19 protein-coding genes are annotated in these 19,308 nt (G+C 73.7%); 8 read left to right on the top strand and 11 right to left on the bottom strand.

Annotation, left to right across the window (positions count from 1 at the left end; genetic code table 11):
- The first annotated feature begins 133 nt into the window (after positions 1 to 133).
- Both ACGFT1_RS34760 and fxsA read left to right on the top strand, forming a co-directional pair.
- Entirely contained in the window at positions 134 to 928 is a 795-nt protein-coding gene (locus ACGFT1_RS34760; protein ID WP_373912977.1) for a polyprenol monophosphomannose synthase, read from the top strand.
- Between the two features lie 71 nt (positions 929 to 999).
- Positions 1,000 to 1,551, top strand: coding sequence for an FxsA family membrane protein (gene fxsA / locus ACGFT1_RS34755; RefSeq protein WP_373912976.1), 552 nt, complete (start codon positions 1,000 to 1,002; stop codon positions 1,549 to 1,551).
- Between the two features lie 105 nt (positions 1,552 to 1,656).
- Here fxsA and ACGFT1_RS34750 read toward each other — a convergent pair whose 3' ends face one another.
- From ACGFT1_RS34750 to ACGFT1_RS34735, 4 genes are all read right to left on the bottom strand, one after another.
- The gene (locus ACGFT1_RS34750; protein ID WP_361987590.1) at positions 1,657 to 2,031 is read right to left on the bottom strand and encodes an RNA polymerase-binding protein RbpA; all 375 of its coding nucleotides are present in this window, start codon (positions 2,029 to 2,031) and stop codon (positions 1,657 to 1,659) included.
- A gap of 278 nt (positions 2,032 to 2,309) precedes the next feature.
- Positions 2,310 to 3,653: an MFS transporter gene (locus ACGFT1_RS34745; protein ID WP_373912975.1), complete on the bottom strand. Its 1,344-nt coding sequence runs from the start codon at positions 3,651 to 3,653 to the stop codon at positions 2,310 to 2,312.
- Positions 3,654 to 3,714: 61 nt separating this feature from the next.
- Positions 3,715 to 4,491, bottom strand: a complete 777-nt coding sequence (locus ACGFT1_RS34740) for a glycerophosphodiester phosphodiesterase (protein WP_373912974.1) — start codon at positions 4,489 to 4,491, stop codon at positions 3,715 to 3,717.
- Positions 4,488 to 5,111: a YitT family protein gene (locus ACGFT1_RS34735; RefSeq protein WP_393734566.1), complete on the bottom strand. Its 624-nt coding sequence runs from the start codon at positions 5,109 to 5,111 to the stop codon at positions 4,488 to 4,490. The genes ACGFT1_RS34740 and ACGFT1_RS34735 overlap by 4 nt, the downstream gene beginning before the upstream one ends.
- A gap of 135 nt (positions 5,112 to 5,246) precedes the next feature.
- On the opposite strand from ACGFT1_RS34735, the gene ACGFT1_RS34730 reads away from it, so the two are divergent.
- Positions 5,247 to 6,755: a PLP-dependent aminotransferase family protein gene (locus ACGFT1_RS34730; RefSeq protein ID WP_373912972.1), complete on the top strand. Its 1,509-nt coding sequence runs from the start codon at positions 5,247 to 5,249 to the stop codon at positions 6,753 to 6,755.
- Positions 6,756 to 6,845: 90 nt separating this feature from the next.
- Here the strand turns inward: ACGFT1_RS34730 and ACGFT1_RS34725 are convergent, their stop codons facing one another.
- A complete protein-coding gene (locus tag ACGFT1_RS34725; RefSeq protein WP_373912971.1) occupies positions 6,846 to 8,492 on the bottom strand; it encodes a hypothetical protein in 1,647 nt (548 codons plus the stop codon).
- Positions 8,493 to 8,532: 40 nt separating this feature from the next.
- On the bottom strand, positions 8,533 to 8,727 hold the full coding sequence (locus ACGFT1_RS34720; protein WP_121789823.1) for a hypothetical protein: 195 nt from the start codon (positions 8,725 to 8,727) through the stop codon (positions 8,533 to 8,535).
- A gap of 364 nt (positions 8,728 to 9,091) precedes the next feature.
- Between ACGFT1_RS34720 and ACGFT1_RS34715 the strand changes: the two genes are divergently transcribed.
- A complete protein-coding gene (locus tag ACGFT1_RS34715; RefSeq protein ID WP_373912970.1) occupies positions 9,092 to 9,484 on the top strand; it encodes an ankyrin repeat domain-containing protein in 393 nt (130 codons plus the stop codon).
- A gap of 298 nt (positions 9,485 to 9,782) precedes the next feature.
- On the top strand, positions 9,783 to 11,201 hold the full coding sequence (locus ACGFT1_RS34710) for a HEAT repeat domain-containing protein (RefSeq protein ID WP_373912969.1): 1,419 nt from the start codon (positions 9,783 to 9,785) through the stop codon (positions 11,199 to 11,201).
- Between the two features lie 623 nt (positions 11,202 to 11,824).
- On the opposite strand, the gene ACGFT1_RS34705 is transcribed toward ACGFT1_RS34710, so the two are convergent.
- The 5 genes from ACGFT1_RS34705 to ACGFT1_RS34685 form a co-directional block, all read right to left on the bottom strand.
- Positions 11,825 to 12,694: a biotin-dependent carboxyltransferase family protein gene (locus ACGFT1_RS34705; protein WP_373912968.1), complete on the bottom strand. Its 870-nt coding sequence runs from the start codon at positions 12,692 to 12,694 to the stop codon at positions 11,825 to 11,827.
- Positions 12,695 to 12,911: 217 nt separating this feature from the next.
- Positions 12,912 to 13,529 (bottom strand): 5-oxoprolinase subunit PxpB, encoded by a 618-nt coding sequence (gene pxpB, locus ACGFT1_RS34700; RefSeq protein ID WP_373912967.1) that lies wholly within the window; start codon positions 13,527 to 13,529, stop codon positions 12,912 to 12,914.
- Complete coding sequence (locus tag ACGFT1_RS34695; RefSeq protein ID WP_373912966.1) at positions 13,526 to 14,284, bottom strand: LamB/YcsF family protein; 759 nt, start codon at positions 14,282 to 14,284, stop codon at positions 13,526 to 13,528. Before ACGFT1_RS34695 ends, pxpB begins: the two co-directional genes overlap by 4 nt.
- The gene (locus tag ACGFT1_RS34690) at positions 14,281 to 14,499 is read right to left on the bottom strand and encodes a hypothetical protein (protein ID WP_373912965.1); all 219 of its coding nucleotides are present in this window, start codon (positions 14,497 to 14,499) and stop codon (positions 14,281 to 14,283) included. The genes ACGFT1_RS34695 and ACGFT1_RS34690 overlap by 4 nt, the downstream gene beginning before the upstream one ends.
- On the bottom strand, positions 14,496 to 15,815 hold the full coding sequence (locus tag ACGFT1_RS34685; protein WP_373912964.1) for an MFS transporter: 1,320 nt from the start codon (positions 15,813 to 15,815) through the stop codon (positions 14,496 to 14,498). The genes ACGFT1_RS34690 and ACGFT1_RS34685 overlap by 4 nt, the downstream gene beginning before the upstream one ends.
- A 182-nt stretch (positions 15,816 to 15,997) precedes the next feature.
- Here ACGFT1_RS34685 and ACGFT1_RS34680 point away from each other — a divergent pair, with 182 nt between their 5' ends.
- The 3 genes from ACGFT1_RS34680 to ACGFT1_RS34670 all read left to right on the top strand — a co-directional run bounded on the left by ACGFT1_RS34680 (position 15,998) and on the right by ACGFT1_RS34670 (position 19,298).
- Entirely contained in the window at positions 15,998 to 16,705 is a 708-nt protein-coding gene (locus ACGFT1_RS34680; protein WP_373912963.1) for a GntR family transcriptional regulator, read from the top strand.
- 141 nt (positions 16,706 to 16,846) lie between these two features.
- Entirely contained in the window at positions 16,847 to 18,376 is a 1,530-nt protein-coding gene (locus tag ACGFT1_RS34675) for a hypothetical protein (RefSeq protein ID WP_361987562.1), read from the top strand.
- Positions 18,377 to 18,407: 31 nt separating this feature from the next.
- Positions 18,408 to 19,298, top strand: a complete 891-nt coding sequence (locus ACGFT1_RS34670) for a hypothetical protein (RefSeq protein WP_373912962.1) — start codon at positions 18,408 to 18,410, stop codon at positions 19,296 to 19,298.
- Positions 19,299 to 19,308 lie beyond the last annotated feature (10 nt).

Here is a 19,308-nt window from a genome sequence, read left to right as displayed (position 1 = left end):
AAGGTGAGAGGGCCGAAAACCGGGCTCTTACCCCGTTCTTGTGCAATCGACACCACCCTACGCACGAGCCGTCACGTCTTCCCAGGCCGGGGCCACTATGGTGGTCCCCTGCGTACGACATGAAGGGGCAGCAGTGAACGACGGCGACGGAACCCTCGCGGCCAAGGCCCAGGAGCGGCGGTTCGGCCCGCTCGGCACGGCCTTGGTGATCATCCCGACCTACAACGAGGCGGAGAACATCAGGACGATCGTCGGCCGGGTACGCGCGGCCGTCCCCGAGGCGCACGTGCTGATCGCGGACGACAACAGCCCCGACGGCACCGGCAAGCTCGCCGACGAGCTGGCCGCCGGCGACGACCACGTCCAGGTGCTGCACCGCAAGGGCAAGGAGGGCCTCGGCGCCGCCTACCTCGCGGGGTTCCGCTGGGGCCTGGAGCGGGACTACGGCGTGCTGATCGAGATGGACGCCGACGGCTCCCACCAGCCCGAGGAACTGCCCCGGCTGCTCACCGCCCTCAAGGGCGCCGACCTCGTCCTCGGTTCCCGCTGGGTGCCCGGCGGCCGGGTGGTGAACTGGCCCAAGTCCCGGGAGTTCCTCTCCCGCGGCGGCTCGACCTACTCGCGGTTCCTGCTCGACGTGCCGATCCGTGACGTGACCGGCGGCTTCCGGGCCTTCCGCCGCGAGACCCTGGAGGGCCTGGGCCTCGCCGAGGTCTCCTCGCAGGGCTACTGCTTCCAGGTCGACCTCGCCCGCCGCGCGGTGAAGGCCGGCTACCACGTCGTCGAGGTCCCCATCACCTTCGTCGAGCGCGAACTGGGCGACTCCAAGATGAGCCGCGACATCGTGGTCGAGGCGTTGTGGCGGGTCACCGCCTGGGGGGTCGGCGACCGCATCGGCAAGCTCACCGGCAAGGGCAAGCAGGCCTGACCAGCCCGTTCACAACCCCGGCTGATCACTCCCTTATGCCGCACTGAGCCACGCCCAGGCACACTGGAAGCATGACGACTGGCGCTCCGCCCTCCCCGTACGCCGCCCGGCCCCGGCGCTCCCGGCTGCGCAGGTATCTGCCGCTGGGCCTCGCCGGGTGGCTGGTGCTGGAGATCTGGCTGCTGACCCTGGTCGCGGGTGCGGCAGGGGGCCTCAGCGTGCTCCTGCTGCTCATCGCGGGCGTCGTGGCCGGCTCGGTGATCATCAAGCGGGCGGGCCGCCGCGCCTTCAAGAACCTCAACGAGGCACTCCAGCGGGGTGGCTCGCCGGCGCGCGGCGGCGGCAACGGCCTGACGATGCTCGGCGGCCTGCTGCTGATGATCCCCGGCCTGGTCTCGGACGCCGTGGGCCTGCTCCTGCTGCTCCCGCCGGTCCAGAGAGCCGTGAGCCGCCGCGCCGAGAACGCCCTGGAGCGCGGGCTCCGCAAGGCCGCCCCGGGCAGTCTGGGCGACGCCTTCCAGCAGGCCCGCACCCACCGGCCCGACGGCAGGGTGGTGCAGGGCGAGGTCATCAGGGAGGACCGGCCCGGGCCGGGGGAGCAGCGCCCTCCGCTGACGCGCTGACCCCGGGCACGTCCGGAAGGCGGCACCGCCGTCCGGACAGCGCGAAACCGCGGGCGCCGTACGTCTTCACGTACGGCGCCCGCGGTTACTGGTGCTTGTCTCGCGTTATGCGCTCTTGCGGCTGTCCCTGGGGTGAACGGCGATGTTCATCGCCCCCGATCGGAGAACCGCCAGACGCTCCTCGAGGACCTCTTCGAGTTCCTCGCGGGTGCGTCGCTCCATCAACATGTCCCAATGGGTACGCGCGGGCTTGGCCTTCTTCTCTTCCGGGCCGTCGCCGTCCACCAGGAGTGCCGGGGCCCCGCAGACCTTGCACTCCCACTCCGGCGGGATCTCCGCCTCGACCGAGAAGGGCATCTCGAAACGATGGCCCCTCTCACATGCGTACTCCACGGCCTGGCGCGGGGCCAGGTCGATGCCGCGGTCCGTCTCGTAGCTGGTCACCACGAGGCGCGTACCGCGAAGAGCTCGCTCACTCATGAATCGTGCCTCCCGGGCTTTGTCGCCCACAGGACAGGTGTCGCTGTCGTCGTCATCCGGTCAACGTCCGGTCGGCGGTAAAGATTCCCGTTCCGAGTCCCGTTCCGGGTCGTGCGTCGCCGTCGTAGCCGCCCCTTGTTCTACCCACAGGTGCCCGCTTTGTCACATCTGCTAGCAGATGTCACCCAGCGCTTCGGCTTCTTTGACGCGCAGTAACGGTACGCCTGGCAGGCCAAACGCGTACACTACCGCCTTTCCCGCCGAGTGCTAAATCGGCGCTAGATCCTTTCCGGTACCGGGTTCCCCGCCTCGCCGATCGCACGCCGCACCGGTACCCGTGCGAGCAGGACGAAACCGATCACGAAGAAGGCCACCAGCGACACGATCGCTGACCGGTAGCTTCCGGTCAGCTGGTACGTCACGCCGAACAGCAGCGGGCCGAGCCAGCTCATCCCGCGGTCGCTCAGCTCGTACGCGGAGAAGTACTCGGCCTCCTTGCCCGGCGGCACCAGGTGCGAGAACAGCGACCGGGACAGCGCCTGGCTGCCGCCGAGGACCAGGCCGATCCCGGCGGCCAGCACGAAGAACCACATCGGGGCCCCCGCCGGCAGGAAGTAGCCGGCGGCGAGCGTGAGCGTCCACGCCACCAGCGAGCCGAGGATCGTCCGCCGCGCGCCGTACGCCCGCGCCAGCCGCCCCATCGCCAGCGCCCCCGCCACGGCCAGCACCTGCACCAGCAGCACGGCCATGATCAGCGTCGACTGCCCGAGTCCCAGCTCCTCGGAGCCGTAGACCGAGGCCTGCGAGATCACCGTCTGGATGCCGTCGTTGTACACGAGGTACGCCAGCAGGAACGCCAGCGTCAGCGGGTGCCGGCGCAGGTCCCGGACCGTCGCCGTGAGCTGCCGCACCCCCGGCGCGGCCCGCGCCACGCGCGGGTGGCGGTCGCGCAGCCTGCGCAGCGGTACGAGCGTGAACGCGCCCCACCACAGGCCCGCCGTCGCCAGGCACACCCGCACCGCTGCCGGCTCGGTCAGCCCGAAGGAGTCGTGCGCCGAGTACAGGACCAGGTCGGCGACGAGGACCAGGGAGCCGGCCGCGTAGCCGAAGGCCCAGCCGCGCGAGGAGACGGCGTCGCGCTGCTCGGGCGGCGCGATCTGCGGCAGGTAGGAGTTGTAGAGCATCATTCCGACGGACTGCGCCGCGTTGGCCACGACGAGCAGTACCCCGCCGAGCAGATACCGGTCGCCGTCCAGGAGGAACATGCCCGTGGTGGCCGCCGCCCCGGTGTACGCCGCCGCGGCGAGCAGCGGCTTCCGGCGGCCCGTGCGGTCGGCCGCGCTGCCCACCAGGGGCATCACGACGACCGCCACGATCACGGACAGGGACACCGAATAGGCGAAGAAGGAACCCGCCCGGACCGGGACGCCGAGCGGGTGCACATAGCCGCGTGCGTCCGCCGCGCTCACGGCGACCGCGGTGAGGTACGGGCCGAGGAAGACCGTGAGGACGCTGGTCGAGTACACCGAGCACGCCCAGTCGTACACGTACCAGCCGTGCCGCTCGCGCCTGAGTCCGGCGGCCTCGTCCGCCACCGGTGCCCGTACGGTCTCCGTGCCCACCCGTGCCCTCGTCTCCCCGCCGCGGTGCCGTGCGAAGGCGCGGGCCGGCCGGTCCGGCCGGTCAGACCCAGACGCCGCGGTCCTCCATGACCTTGCGCAACATGTCGATGTGATCGGTCATGATGCCATCGACCCCGAGATCCAGGAGCCGGTGCACGCGCCGGGGCTCGTTGACCGTCCACACGTGCACGTGCAGCCCGCGCGCGTGGGCGGCGCGCACGAAGCGCTGGTCCACCACGGGCACGCCCGACTGCGCCTCGGGCACCTGCGCGGCCACGGCCGACCGGCGTACCGCGCCCGGCAGCCCCCAGGAGCGCAGCCGCAGGTTCAGCACCCCGCGCGTCCCGAACGAGGTGGCCAGGCGCGGCCCGCCCAGCCGCTGGGCCCGCAGCACACGCGCCTCGGAGAAGGACCCCACACACACCCGGTCCCAGGCGTCCGCGCGCTCGATCAGCCCCAGCAGGGGCCGCAGCGCCGGCTCCGCCTTGACGTCGACGTTCCAGCGCACCTCGGGGAAGGTGTCCAGCAGGTCCTCGAACAGCGGCACCGGTTCCCGGCCGCCCACGCGCGCGTGCCGTATCTCCGCCCATGGCAGGTCGGCGATCCGGCCCGCCCCGTCGGTGACCCGGTCCAGGGTCGCGTCGTGGAAGGCGACCAGCCGGCCGTCCGCCGAGGCGTGCACATCGGTCTCGATGTACCGGTAACCCAGTTCCACCGCGCGGTGGAACTGCGCCACGGTGTTCTCCAGGCCGCCGGCGGCACCGCCCCGGTGGGCGAAGGCGATCGGGCCGGGATGGTCCAGGTACGGGTGGCGCGGGGCCGGTGTCGTGAGGCTCACGGACGCAGTATGGCCCCCTCCGGTGTCGCCGTGGCGACGACCGCCCTGCCGGCCGGTGCCGGCCGCACGGCGAACATCCGCAGGAACAGCTGGACCAGCGGGCCGATGGCCGCGGCGTACAGCAGGGTGCCCAGGCCGATGGTGCCGCCCAGGGCGAACCCGGTGGCCACCACCGTCACCTCCACGGCCGTCCGCATCAGCCGCACCGACCGGCCGGTGCGCCGGTGCAGACCCGTCATCAGCCCGTCGCGCGGGCCCGGCCCGAAGCTCGCCGCGATGTACAGGCCGGTCGCGACGCCGTTCAGCACGACCCCCGCCAGCAGCAGCGGGACGCGTACGGCGAGGGAACGGACGTCCGGGACGAGCGCGAGCGTGCCGTCCATGGCGAGGCCGACCACGAAGACGTTGGAGACCGTGCCGAGCCCGGGCCGCTGGCGCAGCGGGATCCACAGCAGCAGCACCGCCGCGCCCACGATGATCGACACGACCCCGATGCTCAGCCCGGTCAGCTCCGCGAGCCCCTGGTGCAGCACGTTCCAGGGCTCCAGCCCCAGGTCCGCCGCCACGAGCAGCGCGGAACTCGCGCCGTACAGCACGAGCCCGGCGTAGAGCTGGATCAACCGACGTCCGACATGGCGGCCGGGAGCGGACACGACGTACCCCCCTGGGTAGTGGAACTGGACTGGCGCATGTCACTCTGTGGCTTGGGATGGAATGCCATCCATGGCCAATCCGGGGAAGGTGGACTGATCTTCATGGCGCAGTGGACCTCGGCGGTGGGAGCCGCACAGCTCGCCCGGCTCCTCAACTCCCAGCAGGACCGCCCGGCCGGCCCCGGCACCCGCCGTCCCCCCGCCTACCGTGCCCTCGCCGACGGCATCCGGTTGCTGGTGCTCGAGGGCCGCGTCCCGGTGGCCGCCCGCCTCCCCGCGGAACGCGAACTCGCCGTGTCCCTCTCCGTGAGCCGCACGACCGTCGCGGCGGCCTACGAGGCGCTGCGCGGCGAGGGCTTCCTGGAGTCCCGGCGCGGAGCCGGCAGCTGGACCGCCGTACCGGCGGGCAACCCGGTCCCGGCCCGGGGCCTGGAACCGCTGCCCCCGGAGGCCCTCGGCTCGGTGATCGACCTGGGCTGCGCCTCGCTCCCGGCGCCCGAGCCGTGGCTGACCCGGGCCGTGCGGGGCGCCCTGGAGGAACTGCCGCCGTACGCCCACACCCACGGCGACTACCCGGCCGGGCTGCCCGCCCTGCGCTCGATGATCGCCGAGCGGTACACCGCCGGCGGTATCCCGACCATGCCCGAGCAGATCATGGTGACGACCGGCGCGATGGGGGCCATCGACGCCATCTGCCATCTCTTCGCGGGCCGCGGCGAGCGCATCGCCGTGGAGTCCCCGTCCTACGCCAACATCCTCCAGCTCATGCGGGAGACGGGCGCCCGGCTCATCCCCGTCGCGATGGCCGAGGGGCTCTCGGGCTGGGACATGGACCGCTGGCGCCAGGTACTGCGCGAGGCCGCGCCCCGCATCGCCTATGTCGTCGCCGACTTCCACAACCCCACCGGGGCGCTCGCCGACGAGGACCAGCGGCGCCGGCTGGTGGACGCGGCCCGCTCGGCCGGCACGGTCCTCGTCGCCGACGAGACGATGACCGAGCTGTGGCTCGACGACGAGTTCCGGGGCGGCGGCATGCCCCGGCCCGTGTGCGGCTTCGACCCGGCCGGCTCCACGGTGATCACGGTCGGCTCGGCCAGCAAGGCGTTCTGGGCGGGCATGCGCATCGGCTGGGTGCGGGCGGCACCGGACGTCATCCGCAGCCTGGTAGCCGCCCGCGCGTACGCCGACCTGGGCACCCCCGTGCTGGAACAACTGGCCGTGAACTGGCTCTTCAGCACCGGGGGCTGGCAGCAGGCGGTCGACCTGCGCCGCGCCCAGGCCCGCGAGAACCGGGACGCCCTGGTCGCGGCGCTCCGCCGGGAACTGCCCAGCTGGGAGTTCGAAGTGCCGCACGGCGGCCTGACCCTCTGGGTCCGTGCCGGCGGCCTCTCCGGCTCCCGCCTCGCCGAAGCGGGCGAACGCACCGGCGTCCGCGTCCCCTCCGGCCCCCGCTTCGGCGTCGACGGCGCGTTCGAGGGCTACGTCCGGCTCCCGTTCACCGTCGGGGGAGCGGTGGCGGACGAGGCGGCGGCCCGGCTCGCCGCCGCCGCCCGGCTGGTGGAATCGGGCGCGACGGGAGCGGGGGAGTCACCGCGGACGCTGGTGGCGTAGGGATGCCAGGGCGCGGGGCCGTGCGCTCGTGGCTCGGTGGGCCCCGCGCGGGACGTGACCGGCCCGGAGGCGGGAGTTCGGCGGCACGACTCAGGCCGTCTCGGCGCCCACGGCCTCCGCGGTCAGCGGTGTCCGCTCGACCGCGTGCTGCGTCGGCTCGACCGGCTCCACCGGCTTCGTCATGTCCGGCGGTGCCGGAGCCTCCGCGTCCGCCGGGGTGCTCCGCGCCGGCAGCAGTGCCATCACCGCCTGCCGGTCGGCGTCGCTCGTGGCGTCGTCGTACGGGTCCGGTGTCCGCGGGACCTGGAGCCGGTGCACCGGACCGGACCCCAGCCGGGCGTACCCCCGCCCGGGTGGCATGTGCACGAGCGGTGTCGTGTGCGGGGGCACCCCCAGCACCGCTTCCACCTGCTGCGGTGCCGCGGCCCCGAGCACGACACGCGCGCGCGTGTGCTGTCGTACCGCCTCGCTCAGCACCTCCCCGCTCTCGAACTGCTCGGCGACGACCACGGTGACGTTCGCCGCGCGGCCGTGCCGCAACGGCACCTGGAGCAGCACCTGCGGGTCCTTGCGGCCCTCCGTCCCCGCGAGGTGGGCGAAGACGCCCGGCCGGTCCAGCAGGATCCACAGCGGGCGCCGGGTGTCCTGCGGCGGTGGCTCGCCCGCCTGCCGCGCCAGGTTGATCGCGATGAGCCGGCGCTCGGTCTCCTGCGCGGCCCACTCCAGGCTGGCCAGCGCCCCGGCGAGCGCGCACTCCACGGCGAGTACGCCGTCCCGGCCGGTCAGGCACGCGTACTCGCCGGTGCCGCCGCCGTCGACGATCAGGACGTCGCCGTACTCCAGGGCCTGGAGGGCGATGGAGCGCAAGAGGGTCGAGGTGCCGCTGCCGGGATGCCCCATGGCCAGCAGGTGCGGCTCGGTGGAGCGGATGCCGGTGCGCCAGACGATGGGCGGCACGTCGATCCGTTCCTCGCCGTAGGAGAGGGGGAGCGTGCGCGGCACCTCGCTCGGGTCGGTGAAGCCGAGGACGGTCTCTCCCGGCGCGGTGACGAAGCGCTGGGCCGGGACGTCGGCGGGCAGCGGCGCGAGCACGGTGACGGTGAGCCGGTTGGCCTCCTCGTCCCACGCGAAGTGGTACTCGCGGCCCCGGCCGGCCTTCACGGTGAGCAGTTGCTCGATCCGCGCGCGGGCCGCGGGCTCGCCGTCGGGGAAGTATGCGGGGTACCGGATCAAGAGGTGACCGACGCGGCCGGCGTCGTCGAACTCGTGGTCCGTGAAGGCGTTCTCCCAGCTACCGCCGTGCGCGTACAGCGGCGCCGGGTCGTCGGGGCCGGAGAAGTAGGGCACCAGGGCCTCGTACAGCGCCTGGAGCCGTTCGGCCTGGGACTCGTCGGGTCCTTCGGGCGCCGAGGTGCGATCGCGGCCCTGCCAGGCCGCCGCCGCCATCACGGTGATGACGGTGAGCAGCGGCCCGTACGGCACCAGGGCCACGACCAGGACCACAGAGGCCGCCAGGAAGAGCAGCGGCCCGCGTTTGTCCTGGGGGGTGTCCGCCCATCTGCGCCGCCCGGCCGAGGCCAGCCGGCGCAGTCCGCGCGAGACGGTGATCAGCGGGTGGAGGACGTCGGTGGCGCTGTCGGCCGCCGTCCGGGCCAGCTCCCGGCTCCGGGCGATCTGCGTCCGGGCGATCTGCGCGCTGTCTTTGCTCAGAATGCGGGGGAGAGGGCGCCGGGCCACTGCTGTCTCCTGATCGTGCGTACGGACGTGACGGGCCGGGTCAGAACTTGATGCCGCCGAGGAGGCTTGCCAAACTCTCGCCGCCGGCCTTGATGCTCGGGGCGATGGCCGTGCTCGACAGGTAGAAGCCGAACAGGGCCGTGACCGCTGCGTGCGAGCCCTTCAGTCCGTCCTTGCGGAAGAAGAGGAACACGATGGTGCCGAGCAGGAACACGCCTGACAGGGAAAGGATCATTTCGGGCCTCCTGGTGTCGAGGATGGGGGACAGTCACCATGAGTCCTTCCAGGATCACAGGATGTATCCATACGATTAAAGGTGCAACTGGGTGAAATTCGGCTGTTTTCCCCCACGTGGCAGAGCCGTTCCTGCCCTGCCGACCAGGTCCGTTGCCTCCGGCGCACGCTGTCGGCGATCTTTACCTCGGGCACATCGGGTCATGTGCCCCAGGAGCCAGTACGCTGGCGATTCACTCGTACGGCCGCGCCGCGCCCGCTGCCGTACGCTCGCTCGGTCCGGTGCGGGCCACGAGCGGGCCCTGAAGTGGTCCCGAGCAGTTTCGAAGCAGTTCCCGCATACGCAAGGAGAGGCGGTCCGGCCGATGAGTGAAGCCCCCGACCCCGAGGTCGTGGAGCTGGCGACCAAGATCTTCGATCTGGCCCGGCAGGGTCGGACCGAGGCGCTCGTGGCGTACGTCGACGCGGGCGTGCCGGCCAACCTCACCAACGACCGCGGTGACTCCCTGGTGATGCTCGCCGCCTACCACGGCCACGCCGACGCGGTCCGCGCGCTGCTCACCCGCGGCGCGGCGGCGGACCAGGTCAACGACCGGGGCCAGACCCCGATCGCCGGCGCGGTCTTCAAAGGCGAGACGGACGTGATCAAGGCCCTTCTGGAGGGCGGGGCCGATCCTTCCGCGGGAACGCCGTCGGCCGTCGACACGGCCCGGATGTTCGGCAAGACGGAACTGCTGGAGTTGTTCGGCGTCCGCTGACGGCGACGTCCCGACCAGATACGACACGCAAAACGGGGGAGGCGGTAGCAGGCCGCCGGAAATACGGTCGCGGCAGGACACACCGCGGGTCATCATGACGACGTGATTCACGGACGTGACGGCCGGGCAGGTGATGCCGCACCGCGCGGGCCGTGATGAGGTCCGCATGGGCCACCGACGAGAGGCAGAGAGATGGTCTACAGCAAGCAGAAGACGGCGGGCACTCCGACGTTGTGTCACGCGGCCAGGTAATGCGTGGTTCCCGGTTGCGTCGACGCTTGATGTGAGGCTGTTTCCCATGTTCGATCCGGTCATAGCGCCCAGCGGTACGCTGCTCGGGCTGCTCCAGCGCGGCCGCGGCGACGGCACGCTGCACGCGCTCACCGCCCCGCGGGCCGAGGCGCTCGCGGCCCTGAACCACTGCGTGCTGCGCGATCCCCGCCACGACTGGCAGGTGGAGAACCGCTCCCTGTACTACGCCCGTCTCCATCTCGACCTGAACGGCGAGCTGGACGCCCTGGAGGCGCACCTCTTCGGCGCGGACGACGTCCTCGACACCGACGAGTCCCGTACCGGCCTCGCCCTCGCCGTCCTCGGGCACCTCGCCTCCTACGGCCGGCGGGACGCCCTGGAACTGCTGCGCAGGTACGCCGCCCAGGGAACCAACTGGGCGTGGGCGCTGGACGAGCTGGCCCTGCGGGACGACGACGCGGGCCTGCGCGCCCTCGCCGCTCCCGTCCTGGCCCGCTTCACCACCGACCCCGAGGGCGAGGCGGAGCTGGCCACCGCCGTGCGCGACGCCTTCGAGCCCCGGCCCTGGCGGCTGTGGGCCGACGATCCGCGGCCGTCGATCGCCACGCGCGTGCGGGCCGCCCAGGAAACCGGCTGTTTCGACCGCTGGCAACGCCAGATGCGCCCCACCGGTCCCCGCCCGGGGTGGAGCGTCCGCGCGGTCTTCGAGTGGGCCCAGCAGGGCATGGAGCGCGGCGCCGCCCTGTACGTGCCCGCCGCCCGCTGCCTGGTCGCCGTGGCCGGCCCCGAGGACCGGCCCGAGATCCTGCGGGCCGCGCGCGACGGCATCGACGGAGCCCGCTGCACCGCACTGCGCTACCTCGCCGACGGCAACGATCCCGGGGCCCTCGACCTGATCGAGACCGCGGTCGCCGACGGCACGCCGGCCGTCGTGGAGGCCGCCGTCGACGCCTTCGAACGGATGCGCAGCGTCGCCGCCGTCGACCGCGCGCGCGGCTGGGCCCAGCGTCCCGACGCGCTCGGTGCCGCCGCCGGCCGCATGCTCGCCTGCCGCGGCGCCGCCCGGGACAGCGACCTCGTCCTCGGCGCCCTCCGCGAGGCCGTACGCGGCGAGGGCCCCGACGCACCCACCCTGTGGACCCTCGTCGACGGCGCCGGGCGCCTCGGCATCGCCTGCGCGGCACCTGTGCTGCGTCACATCTACCGCGAGACGGCCTCCTCCCACCTCCGCGGCCGGGCCGCCCGCGCGCTGGCGGCCACCGACCCCTCCTTCGCCACCGGCTTCGCCGTCGAATGCCTGTGGGACTGCGAGGAGACCACCCGCGAACTCGCCGCCCGGCACGCCGAGACCGGTGACGCCCGTGTCGTCGAGCGACTGCGCCGCCTGGCCGCCGACCCGGCCGAGGAGGCGGAGGTACAGACAGCGGTCCGCAGCCGCTTCGGCCCCGACGCGACGCTCGGCTGAGGTCCCGGCACCCGGCCGAGCAGCACACATCTTGAGGCCCGCACTCCGCCGAGCCGCACACTTCCCGAGGTCCGCGCTCCGCCGAGCCGCGCGCCCCCTGAGTGCTCCCCTGACTCCCTGCCCGGGCGGACGGCCGTCCCGCCTGCGGACACCGGACCTGGCCGGATACGCCCGCACCCGCATGGACGCAGGAGAAGCGCAGGGAAGGCGCTCGCGGACGCCGTCGAACTGCTCGTGGAACGCGATGAGCCCGAGCGCTCCAGCCGGGGGCAGGCCGTGCATGCGTTCCCGGCGGCCCACTGTGCGGAGGTCCGCCACCGCGCCGGGCTCCGCCCCGCCCTGCCTGGCTGCGCGGCCTGGCCCAGGGCGCGGTTGACGCCGGTTCCGCGGCAGGCCGCCCGGTACGGCGCGGGGTCCGGGTGGGGCTGTACCGGGGAAGGCGCGGTTCGGCCGTGGAGGGCCGGGGCGGCCTCACCTCGGGCGCCGGCGACGCCGGCCCGGCGAATGGCAGGCCGCCCGTACGGCACAGCGAGCCGGTGGGGCCGTACCGGGGGGCGGGCGCGGCTCGGCTGTGGAGCACCGGGCCCCGCGGCGGGGCCGCTCGGTCGCCGGCGCGACGGAGGTCAGCGGCGGCGTACCGGTACGAAGCGGACCGGGATGCCCGGCAGTGCCTGGGCGGCGGCCGGGAGGTCGGCGGCGCGCACCACGGCGATCACCGGGTAGCCCCCCGTGGTCGGGTGGTCCGCGAGGAAGACCACCGGGCGCCCGTCCGGCGGCACCTGCACCGCGCCGAGGACCAGGCCCTCACTGGGGAGCTCCCCGGCCCGGGCCCGCTCCAGCGCGGGTCCCTCGGTGCGCAGGCCGATCCGGTTGCTCGCGGCGGAGACGCGGTACGCGCGCGTGGTGAAGTCCCGCAGCGCCCGCGCCGTGAACCAGTCGCCGCGCGGGCCCGGCGTCACACGCAGCACCAGTTCGGCAGGCGGACGCGGCAGCGGAGCGCCGTCCACGCGCGCGGGAGGACCGGCCGGAGCACCGAGCGGCAGCGTCATGCCGTCCGCGAGCGGGGCCGGGCCCAGGCCGGACAGCAGGTCGGTGGCCCGGCTGCCGAGCACCGGCTCGACGGCGATGCCCCCGTCGACCGCCACGTAGCTGCGCACCCCGGCCGTGGCCGCACCCACCGCCAGCAGTGCCCCGGCCGGCAAGGCGACCGGGGCGCCCCACGCCGCCGGCCGGCCGTCCACCGATACCGGACAGGGCGCGCCGCCGACCGCGACGGTCACCGTGGCGCGGGAGCGCACGGCACAGCCGGTGAGCGTGGTCTCCAGGACGGCGGCGTCCGGCGGGTTGCCGACGAGCCGGTTCACGAACGCCGCCGCCGGCGGGTCGAGCGCACCGGAACGCGGCACACCGAGATGCGCGTACCCGGGCCGCCCACGGTCCTGGACGGTGGTCAGCGACCCGGCACGCACCACCGAGAGCACACGGTCACTCATGCGCCCACCCCGGACCTGTGGCGGTGGCGCGCACCGCCGGTGGGGAGTCCCCTCACCTGCCCGGCGCCGGGTGCAGCGTGCCCGTGGGCTCGGGCGGCCGTGCGCGTCCCCCCGGCCCCGCCGCCGGGCGGCCCGCCCACGGCCCGTCCACCGAGCGTCCGGGCCATGGCCCCGCCGCCGGGCGCACCGGTCACGTTCCCTCCTCCGGGCGCCCCGGTCATGGCCCGTCCACCGCAACGAACCGCACCCGTGTCCCCGGTGCCAGCAGCGCGGCCGGTACCCGGGCGGGGTCCCACAGGACGGCGTCCGTCGTGCCGATCAGCTGCCAGCCGCCCGGCGAGGAGCGCGGGTACACGCCCGTGTACGGCCCGGCCAGCGCCACGGCGCCGGCCGGGACCGCCGTGCGGGGGGTGGCGCGGCGCGGGACGTGGTAGCGGGCCGGGAGCCCGGTGAGATAGCCGAAGCCGGGGGCGAAACCGCAGAAGGCCACCGTGAACTCGGTGTCCGCGTGGATCCGGGCCACCTCCGGCTCGGGCACCTGCCAGTGCGCGGCGACCTCCGAGAGGTCCGGGCCGTCGTAGCGCACGGGCAGTTCGACCAGCTCACGCGCGCGTGGCGGCGCCGCGGGCACGTCGCGGGCCGCCAGCTCGGCCGCCCAGCGGCCCCGGTCGGCCAGTCCGTCCAGCAGGACCGTCCGCGCCGCCGGGACGATCTCGCGGACGGTGAGCGCGCCCTCCTCGCGGCGCCGCAGCAGCTCGGCGTGCAGAGCCTGTGCCTCCTCCCCGGAAGCCACCTCGACCAGCAGGGCGTCGTCGCCCACGGGGAGCGCCCTCATGCGAACGCCTCCAGCCGCACGCCCGCCGCCACGAGCCGCTCACGCACCCGGCGGGCCAGCTCCACCGCGCCGGGCGTGTCGCCGTGCAGGCACAGCGACCGGGCACGCACCTGGATGCGCGCGCCGGAGTGCGCGGTGACCGCGCCGGAGCACGCGAGACTCACCGCGCGCTCCACGACGGCCTCCGGATCGCTCACCACGGCACCGTCCCGGCCGCGCGGCACGAGCGTGCCCTCGCCGGTGTAGGCGCGGTCCGCGAACGCCTCCGTGACGACCGGCAACCCCGCGCGCGCGGCCAGTTCCAGCAGTCGCGAGTCGGGCAGACCCAGCACCGGCAGGGCCGCGTCGGCGAGGAGCACACCCTTGACGACCGCCTCGGCCTGCTCGGCGTCGTGCACGACCCGGTTGTAGAGCGCGCCGTGCGGTTTGACGTAGGCCACGCGCGCTCCCGCCGCCCGGGCGAACACCTCCAGGGCGCCGATCTGGTAGGCCACTTCGGCCGCCAGCTCGGCGGACGGCACGTCCATCGCGCGCCGCCCGAACCCGGCGAGGTCCCGGTAGGAGACCTGCGCGCCGATCGTCACCCCGCGCGCGGCCGCGAGTTCGCACACCCGGCGCATGGTGGCCGGGTCCCCGGCGTGGAACCCGCAGGCCACGTTCGCACTGGTGACGACGGACAGCAGCTGCTCGTCGTCGGTCAGCCGCCAGCGGCCGAAGCCCTCACCGAGGTCGGCGTTCAGATCGATCGCGGTCATGGTGTCCTTGTGCCTTCCGGTTCGGCGCCGACGGACATCGGCACGTCGCTGCCCTGTTCGACATGCCGGACCGGCACACCCGCCCGGCCCGGAGTCCACTGGGAGGTGAAGCCGTACCCGACCGGGAACGGCACCCGGTCGCCCCGCCGGTACGCGCGCGCGTGCTCGTCGACCGTGGTGACGGAACGCTCCCCGCCACCGTTCACCCGCGTCACGCCAGCTCCTTCCCGCGCGTCTCCGGCAGCCCCAGCAGTGCCAGTGCCGCCAGGCCGTAACCGATCGCGCCGAAGACCAGCGCGCCGCCCACCCCCCAGCTGTCCGCGAGGAAGCCCACCAGGGTGGGGAACACCGCGCCGACCGCGCGGCCCGTGTTGTACGTGAAGCCCTGCCCGGTGCCGCGCACCGCCGTCGGGTACAGCTCGCTCAGGTAGGAGCCGAAGCCGCTGAAGATGGCCGACATGCAGAAGCCGAGCGGGAAGCCGAGCACCAGCAGGAGAGTGCCGGCGCCCTGCGGGATGTTCGCGTACACCAGGATGCACAGCGCCGACAGCAGCGCGAACAGCCAGATGTTGGTGCGCCGGCCGAGCCGGTCGGTGAGGTGGCCGCCGGTCAGGTAGCCGAGGAACGCCCCCGAGATGAGGAAGGCCAGATAGCCGCCGGTGCCGACGACCGAAAGGCCGCGCTCGGACTTCAGGTACGTCGGCACCCAGGTCGCCAGCGTGTAGTAGCCGCCCTGCACGCCCGTGGACAGCAGGCTCGCGAAGACCGTGGTGCGCAGCAGCCCCGGCGCGCCGTCCCGGCCCGGCCGGAAGATCGCCGCGAAGGAACCCCGCCCCGGGTCCTGCTCGCGCGCCGCCGTCGCCGTGGGGGCGTCGTGCACCCGGCGGCGCAGCCACACCACGAACAGGGCGGGCAGCGCACCGGTCCAGAACATGACCCGCCAGGCCAGGTCGTCCCCGGCGAAGGAGAACACCAGCGTGTAGACGACCGCCGCCAGCGCCCAGCCGACCGCCCAGGCGCTCTGGACCGCGCCGAGCGTACGGCCCCGGTGGCGCGCGCCCGCGTACTCGGCGACCAGGATGGCCCCGACCGCCCATTCGCCGCCGAAACCGAGGCCCTGGAGGGCGCGGAAGACCAGCAGCGTCCCGTAGGTGGGCGCGAAGCCGCAGGCGACCGTGAAGACCGCGTACGTGAGCACGGTGATCATCAGGGCGCGGACCCGGCCCAGCCGGTCCGCGATCACACCCGCCGCGGCGCCGCCGACCGCCGAGACCACGAGCGTGACGGTGGTGAACAGACCGGTCTGGCCGCTGCTGAGACCGAAATAGGCGGAGAGCGCCACCATGCTCAGCGGCAGGGTGAAGTAGTCGTACGAATCCAGCGCGTATCCGCCGAAAGCTCCGGCGAACGCGCGTCGGCCGTCCGGGCCGAGGGCGCGCAGCCAGCCGAGCGCGCCGTCATCGGCGGCACCTTCGGCTCCCGGGCGCACGCCGGAGGGGGACGCGGACCGGGGCGGTGGGGTTGTGCTCATGGGCACCTCGCAGAGGGGGACGGAGGGTGCGGGACGTGAGCGGTACGGAGGGGGCGCGCTGGGGAAGAGGCGCGTACGTCGCGCCGTACGAATGCCTCACCAGGAGAGCACGGTAGAGGATCGTTCAACGATCCTTCAATACCCACGTTGTCTCGTCCCAGGGTCTGCGATTGAATCCCGGCATGGCAGAGCAGCTGACCGGACTGGCCGACGACCGCGCCCTCCTGGGGCGTACGAGTACGGCGGAGCGGGTCGCGGACATCCTCAGGAGCCGCATAGCCGACGGGTACTTCCCGCCCGGCACCCGGCTGTCGGAGGACAGCATCGGCGGGGCGCTCGGGGTCTCCCGCAACACCCTGCGCGAGGCGTTCCGGCTGCTCACGCACGAGCGTCTGCTGGTCCACGAGCTCAACCGGGGCGTGTTCGTCCGGGTCCTGACCGTCGAGGACGTGGAGGACATCTACCGCACGCGCGCCCTTGTCGAGTGCGCCGTCGTCCGCGGTCTGGGCGAGCCGCCGTACCCGCTCCAGGGGCTGGCGGAGGCGGTCGCCGAGGGCGAGCGGGCGGCCGCCGCGAATGACTGGAAGGCGGTGGGTACGGCCAATATCCACTTCCACCGGGAACTGGTCGCCCTCGCCGGCAGCGAGCGCACCGACGAACTGATGCGCAGCGTCTTCGCCGAACTGCGGCTGGCCTTCCACGTCGTGGACGACCCGCACCGGCTGCACGAGCCGTACCTCGCCCGCAACCGCCGGATCCTGCGCACCCTGGAGGCCGGGGACCGGAGCGGCGCGGGACGGCTGCTGGTGACCTACCTGGCGGACTCCCTGGAGCGGGTCGTCGAGGTGTACCGGCGACGGGTGGGCGAGGACGGCACGCAGACCTTCTGAACCTCCCCTCCCCGCCGGTTGCCGTGACGACCGGATCGCCTTCCTCCCTGGTTGCCGTGACGACCGTGTCGAGCCTCCGTGACGGCCGTGGCTTCTGCGTCGTTTGGGCCGATGTCAGACCGAGGACCTAGTCTGTGCACCGTGACTTCGCCTGCATCGACGGACCGTGTTCCGCCCCAGCTCAGCGCGGGGCCGCGCCCGGCTCCGGGCCCGGCCGCCGACGAGGGGCTGGCGCGCCGGCTGCGCGCGCTCGCCTGCACCGCGCCGCTGCACGACCTCGACGCCCGCAAGGCCAACCTGGCCGGCGAGTACTCGGTGTACGGGATGGCCGAGGTCGCGCTGGCCGCCATCGACCTCGTCACGCTGAACATGGACTTCGACACCGGCGCCGACCACGAGCAGATCGTCGCCCGGCTCGTCCCGCGCATCGCCGCCCAGGCCCCCCGACGGGACGCCGGCGAGCACGAACGAGTGGCCCGCTGGGTCCTGGAGAACCTGATCAACGTCGGCAGCGTGGACCGCGGTTTCCGCGCGGTGTACGGCACCTTCGCGCCCGACGGCACGTACGTCCGCCGCGACTACGACTTCAAGCTGATCGAGGAGGTCCCCGGCCCCGGCGGCACGGTCTACCTGCGCACGACGGACGAAGCGGTCAACGTCCTCGTCGGCGCGCTCGACACGGACGTCACCAGCGCCCAGATCGCCGCCGAGGTCAAGCTGGAGGTGCTGATCAACCGCGGCCGGCTCGCCGACGCGCAGCTCGCCGCCGAGCAGGCCCGCTACCGCACGGTGCAGTACTCCGAGACGCTCCGCCGGGCCCTGGACGCCACCCGGCGCAACGTCCGCGCGGTCGACTGGCTCAACGCCGTCCCCGACATGATCGCCGAGGCCCTCGACCACGTGGCCGAGCGCTACCGCCACGAGAACGCCATCCTCACCAACATCCGCAAGGCCCGCGACGAGACCGAGGACACCGAGCACAAGCGCCGTGCCGCCGAACTGGTCGACATCGTCAAGGACTGCATCCGGCGCCACACCCAGCTCCAGGCGCGCCTGCTGGAGGCCGGCCCGCTGTTCCGCGCCGAACAGGACCGGCAGGCCTTCGCCACCCCGGCGGCGACCTCCGGGACGGACCTCTACGGCCATCTCCTCGCCCCCGTCCTGCCGCTGCCCCTGGAGCGGGCGATCCGGGTCACGGACGCCTTCTTCGCGCACGGCACGGGGCTCAGGACGCCGGTGTCCGTCCGGGTCGGGGACCTCGTGGACATCCTGCTGACACCGCCCGTGGAGCGCGAGCACCTGGGCGCCGAGATGCCCGAGCCCGACCTGATCGCCACCCCGGACGACAGCCGGTTCAGCGAGGAGCAGCTCGCCACGGCGACGGAGCTGCTCGACCTGCCGGCGGACGCCCCCAGGAGACTGTCGGGACTGCTGGCCGAGGCCCGCCGGACCGGTGACCCGGACCTCGCCTACCTCGTGGCGCTGCTGGCGGTCCACGCCGCCAGCCCGCCTGTCGGCACCGCCTACCGGCAGGGCGAGCAGAAACTGCTGTTCGCCGTGGACGACGGGACCGAGCTGGACGATCCCGAGTTCGGCGGGGCGGACCTGATCGTCGGGACCGCCCTGCTCGACTCGGCCGGAATGGCCGCGGACCGGACGGAAGCAGCATGAGTGAGCACCACCGCGACAAGGAGCAGAACCCGTGACCGAGCCCGCCGACCGGAGTGAGCCCGAGCCCGCCGCCGCGCCGGCCGGTGCCGTCGTCACGCCCGCCGACGCCGCCGACGCGGCGCGGCTCGTCGCCTTCGGGCTCCAGCCCAGGCTCCAGCCCGCACGCGACCAGGAGTACACCGAGCTGCTCCGCCGCTACCGCGACGACCCGCCGTTCGCGCGGCTCGCGGACGCCGTCGCCGCCGGTCTCGGCCTCGTCGTCCTGGAGGTTTCCCCGCGCGCGGGGATGGCCGTGACGGCCGCCGAGGACTCCGTCTTCGCCGTCCGCATGGGTGACTACGCGCGTCGCACCACCGCCGACTCCGGCGACCGCTTCCTGCACGGGCTCGCCCATCTCGCCGCCGCCGCGCTGGCCTTCCCGCGGCCGGAGGACCTCGCCGATGACGCCTACATCGGCCGGGTCACGGTCAACGGCGTCGACGCCTTCGTCCGGCAGGCATGCCGCCGCCTGGAGGAACGCGCCGAGGAGCAGGGCGAGAACACCGACCCGGTGACCGACGCGCCCGGCCTGGAGGCCGCCTGGCGGATCTGGGCCAGACGCAGCGCCACCGGCGCCACCAAGGACGCCCGCCGGCCGGCCGCCTCCACCACCGGCATCGTGGCGAAGGCCCTCGCTTTCCTCACCGACTCGGGTTTCCTCCAGCGCACCGGCGACGACCACGGCGGCACCTACCGCACCACCGCCCGCTACCAGCTCCAGGTCCGCGACCTGGCCGGCAGCGCCGCCCTGGCCGAACTGCTCGAACTGGGCGTCGTCCCGGTGACCGACGGCACGGCCAGCCTGCTGCCCGCGGAGGACACCGACGACCTGGACCTGGTGGCCGACGCCGGCCTGCCGTTCCACGCCCCCTCGCACCCCTGACCACCTCACC

Source organism: Streptomyces sp. Y20, assembly GCF_043195475.1.
Classification (GTDB): domain Bacteria; phylum Actinomycetota; class Actinomycetes; order Streptomycetales; family Streptomycetaceae; genus Streptomyces.
This window is presented reverse-complemented; position numbering and strand designations above follow the sequence as displayed.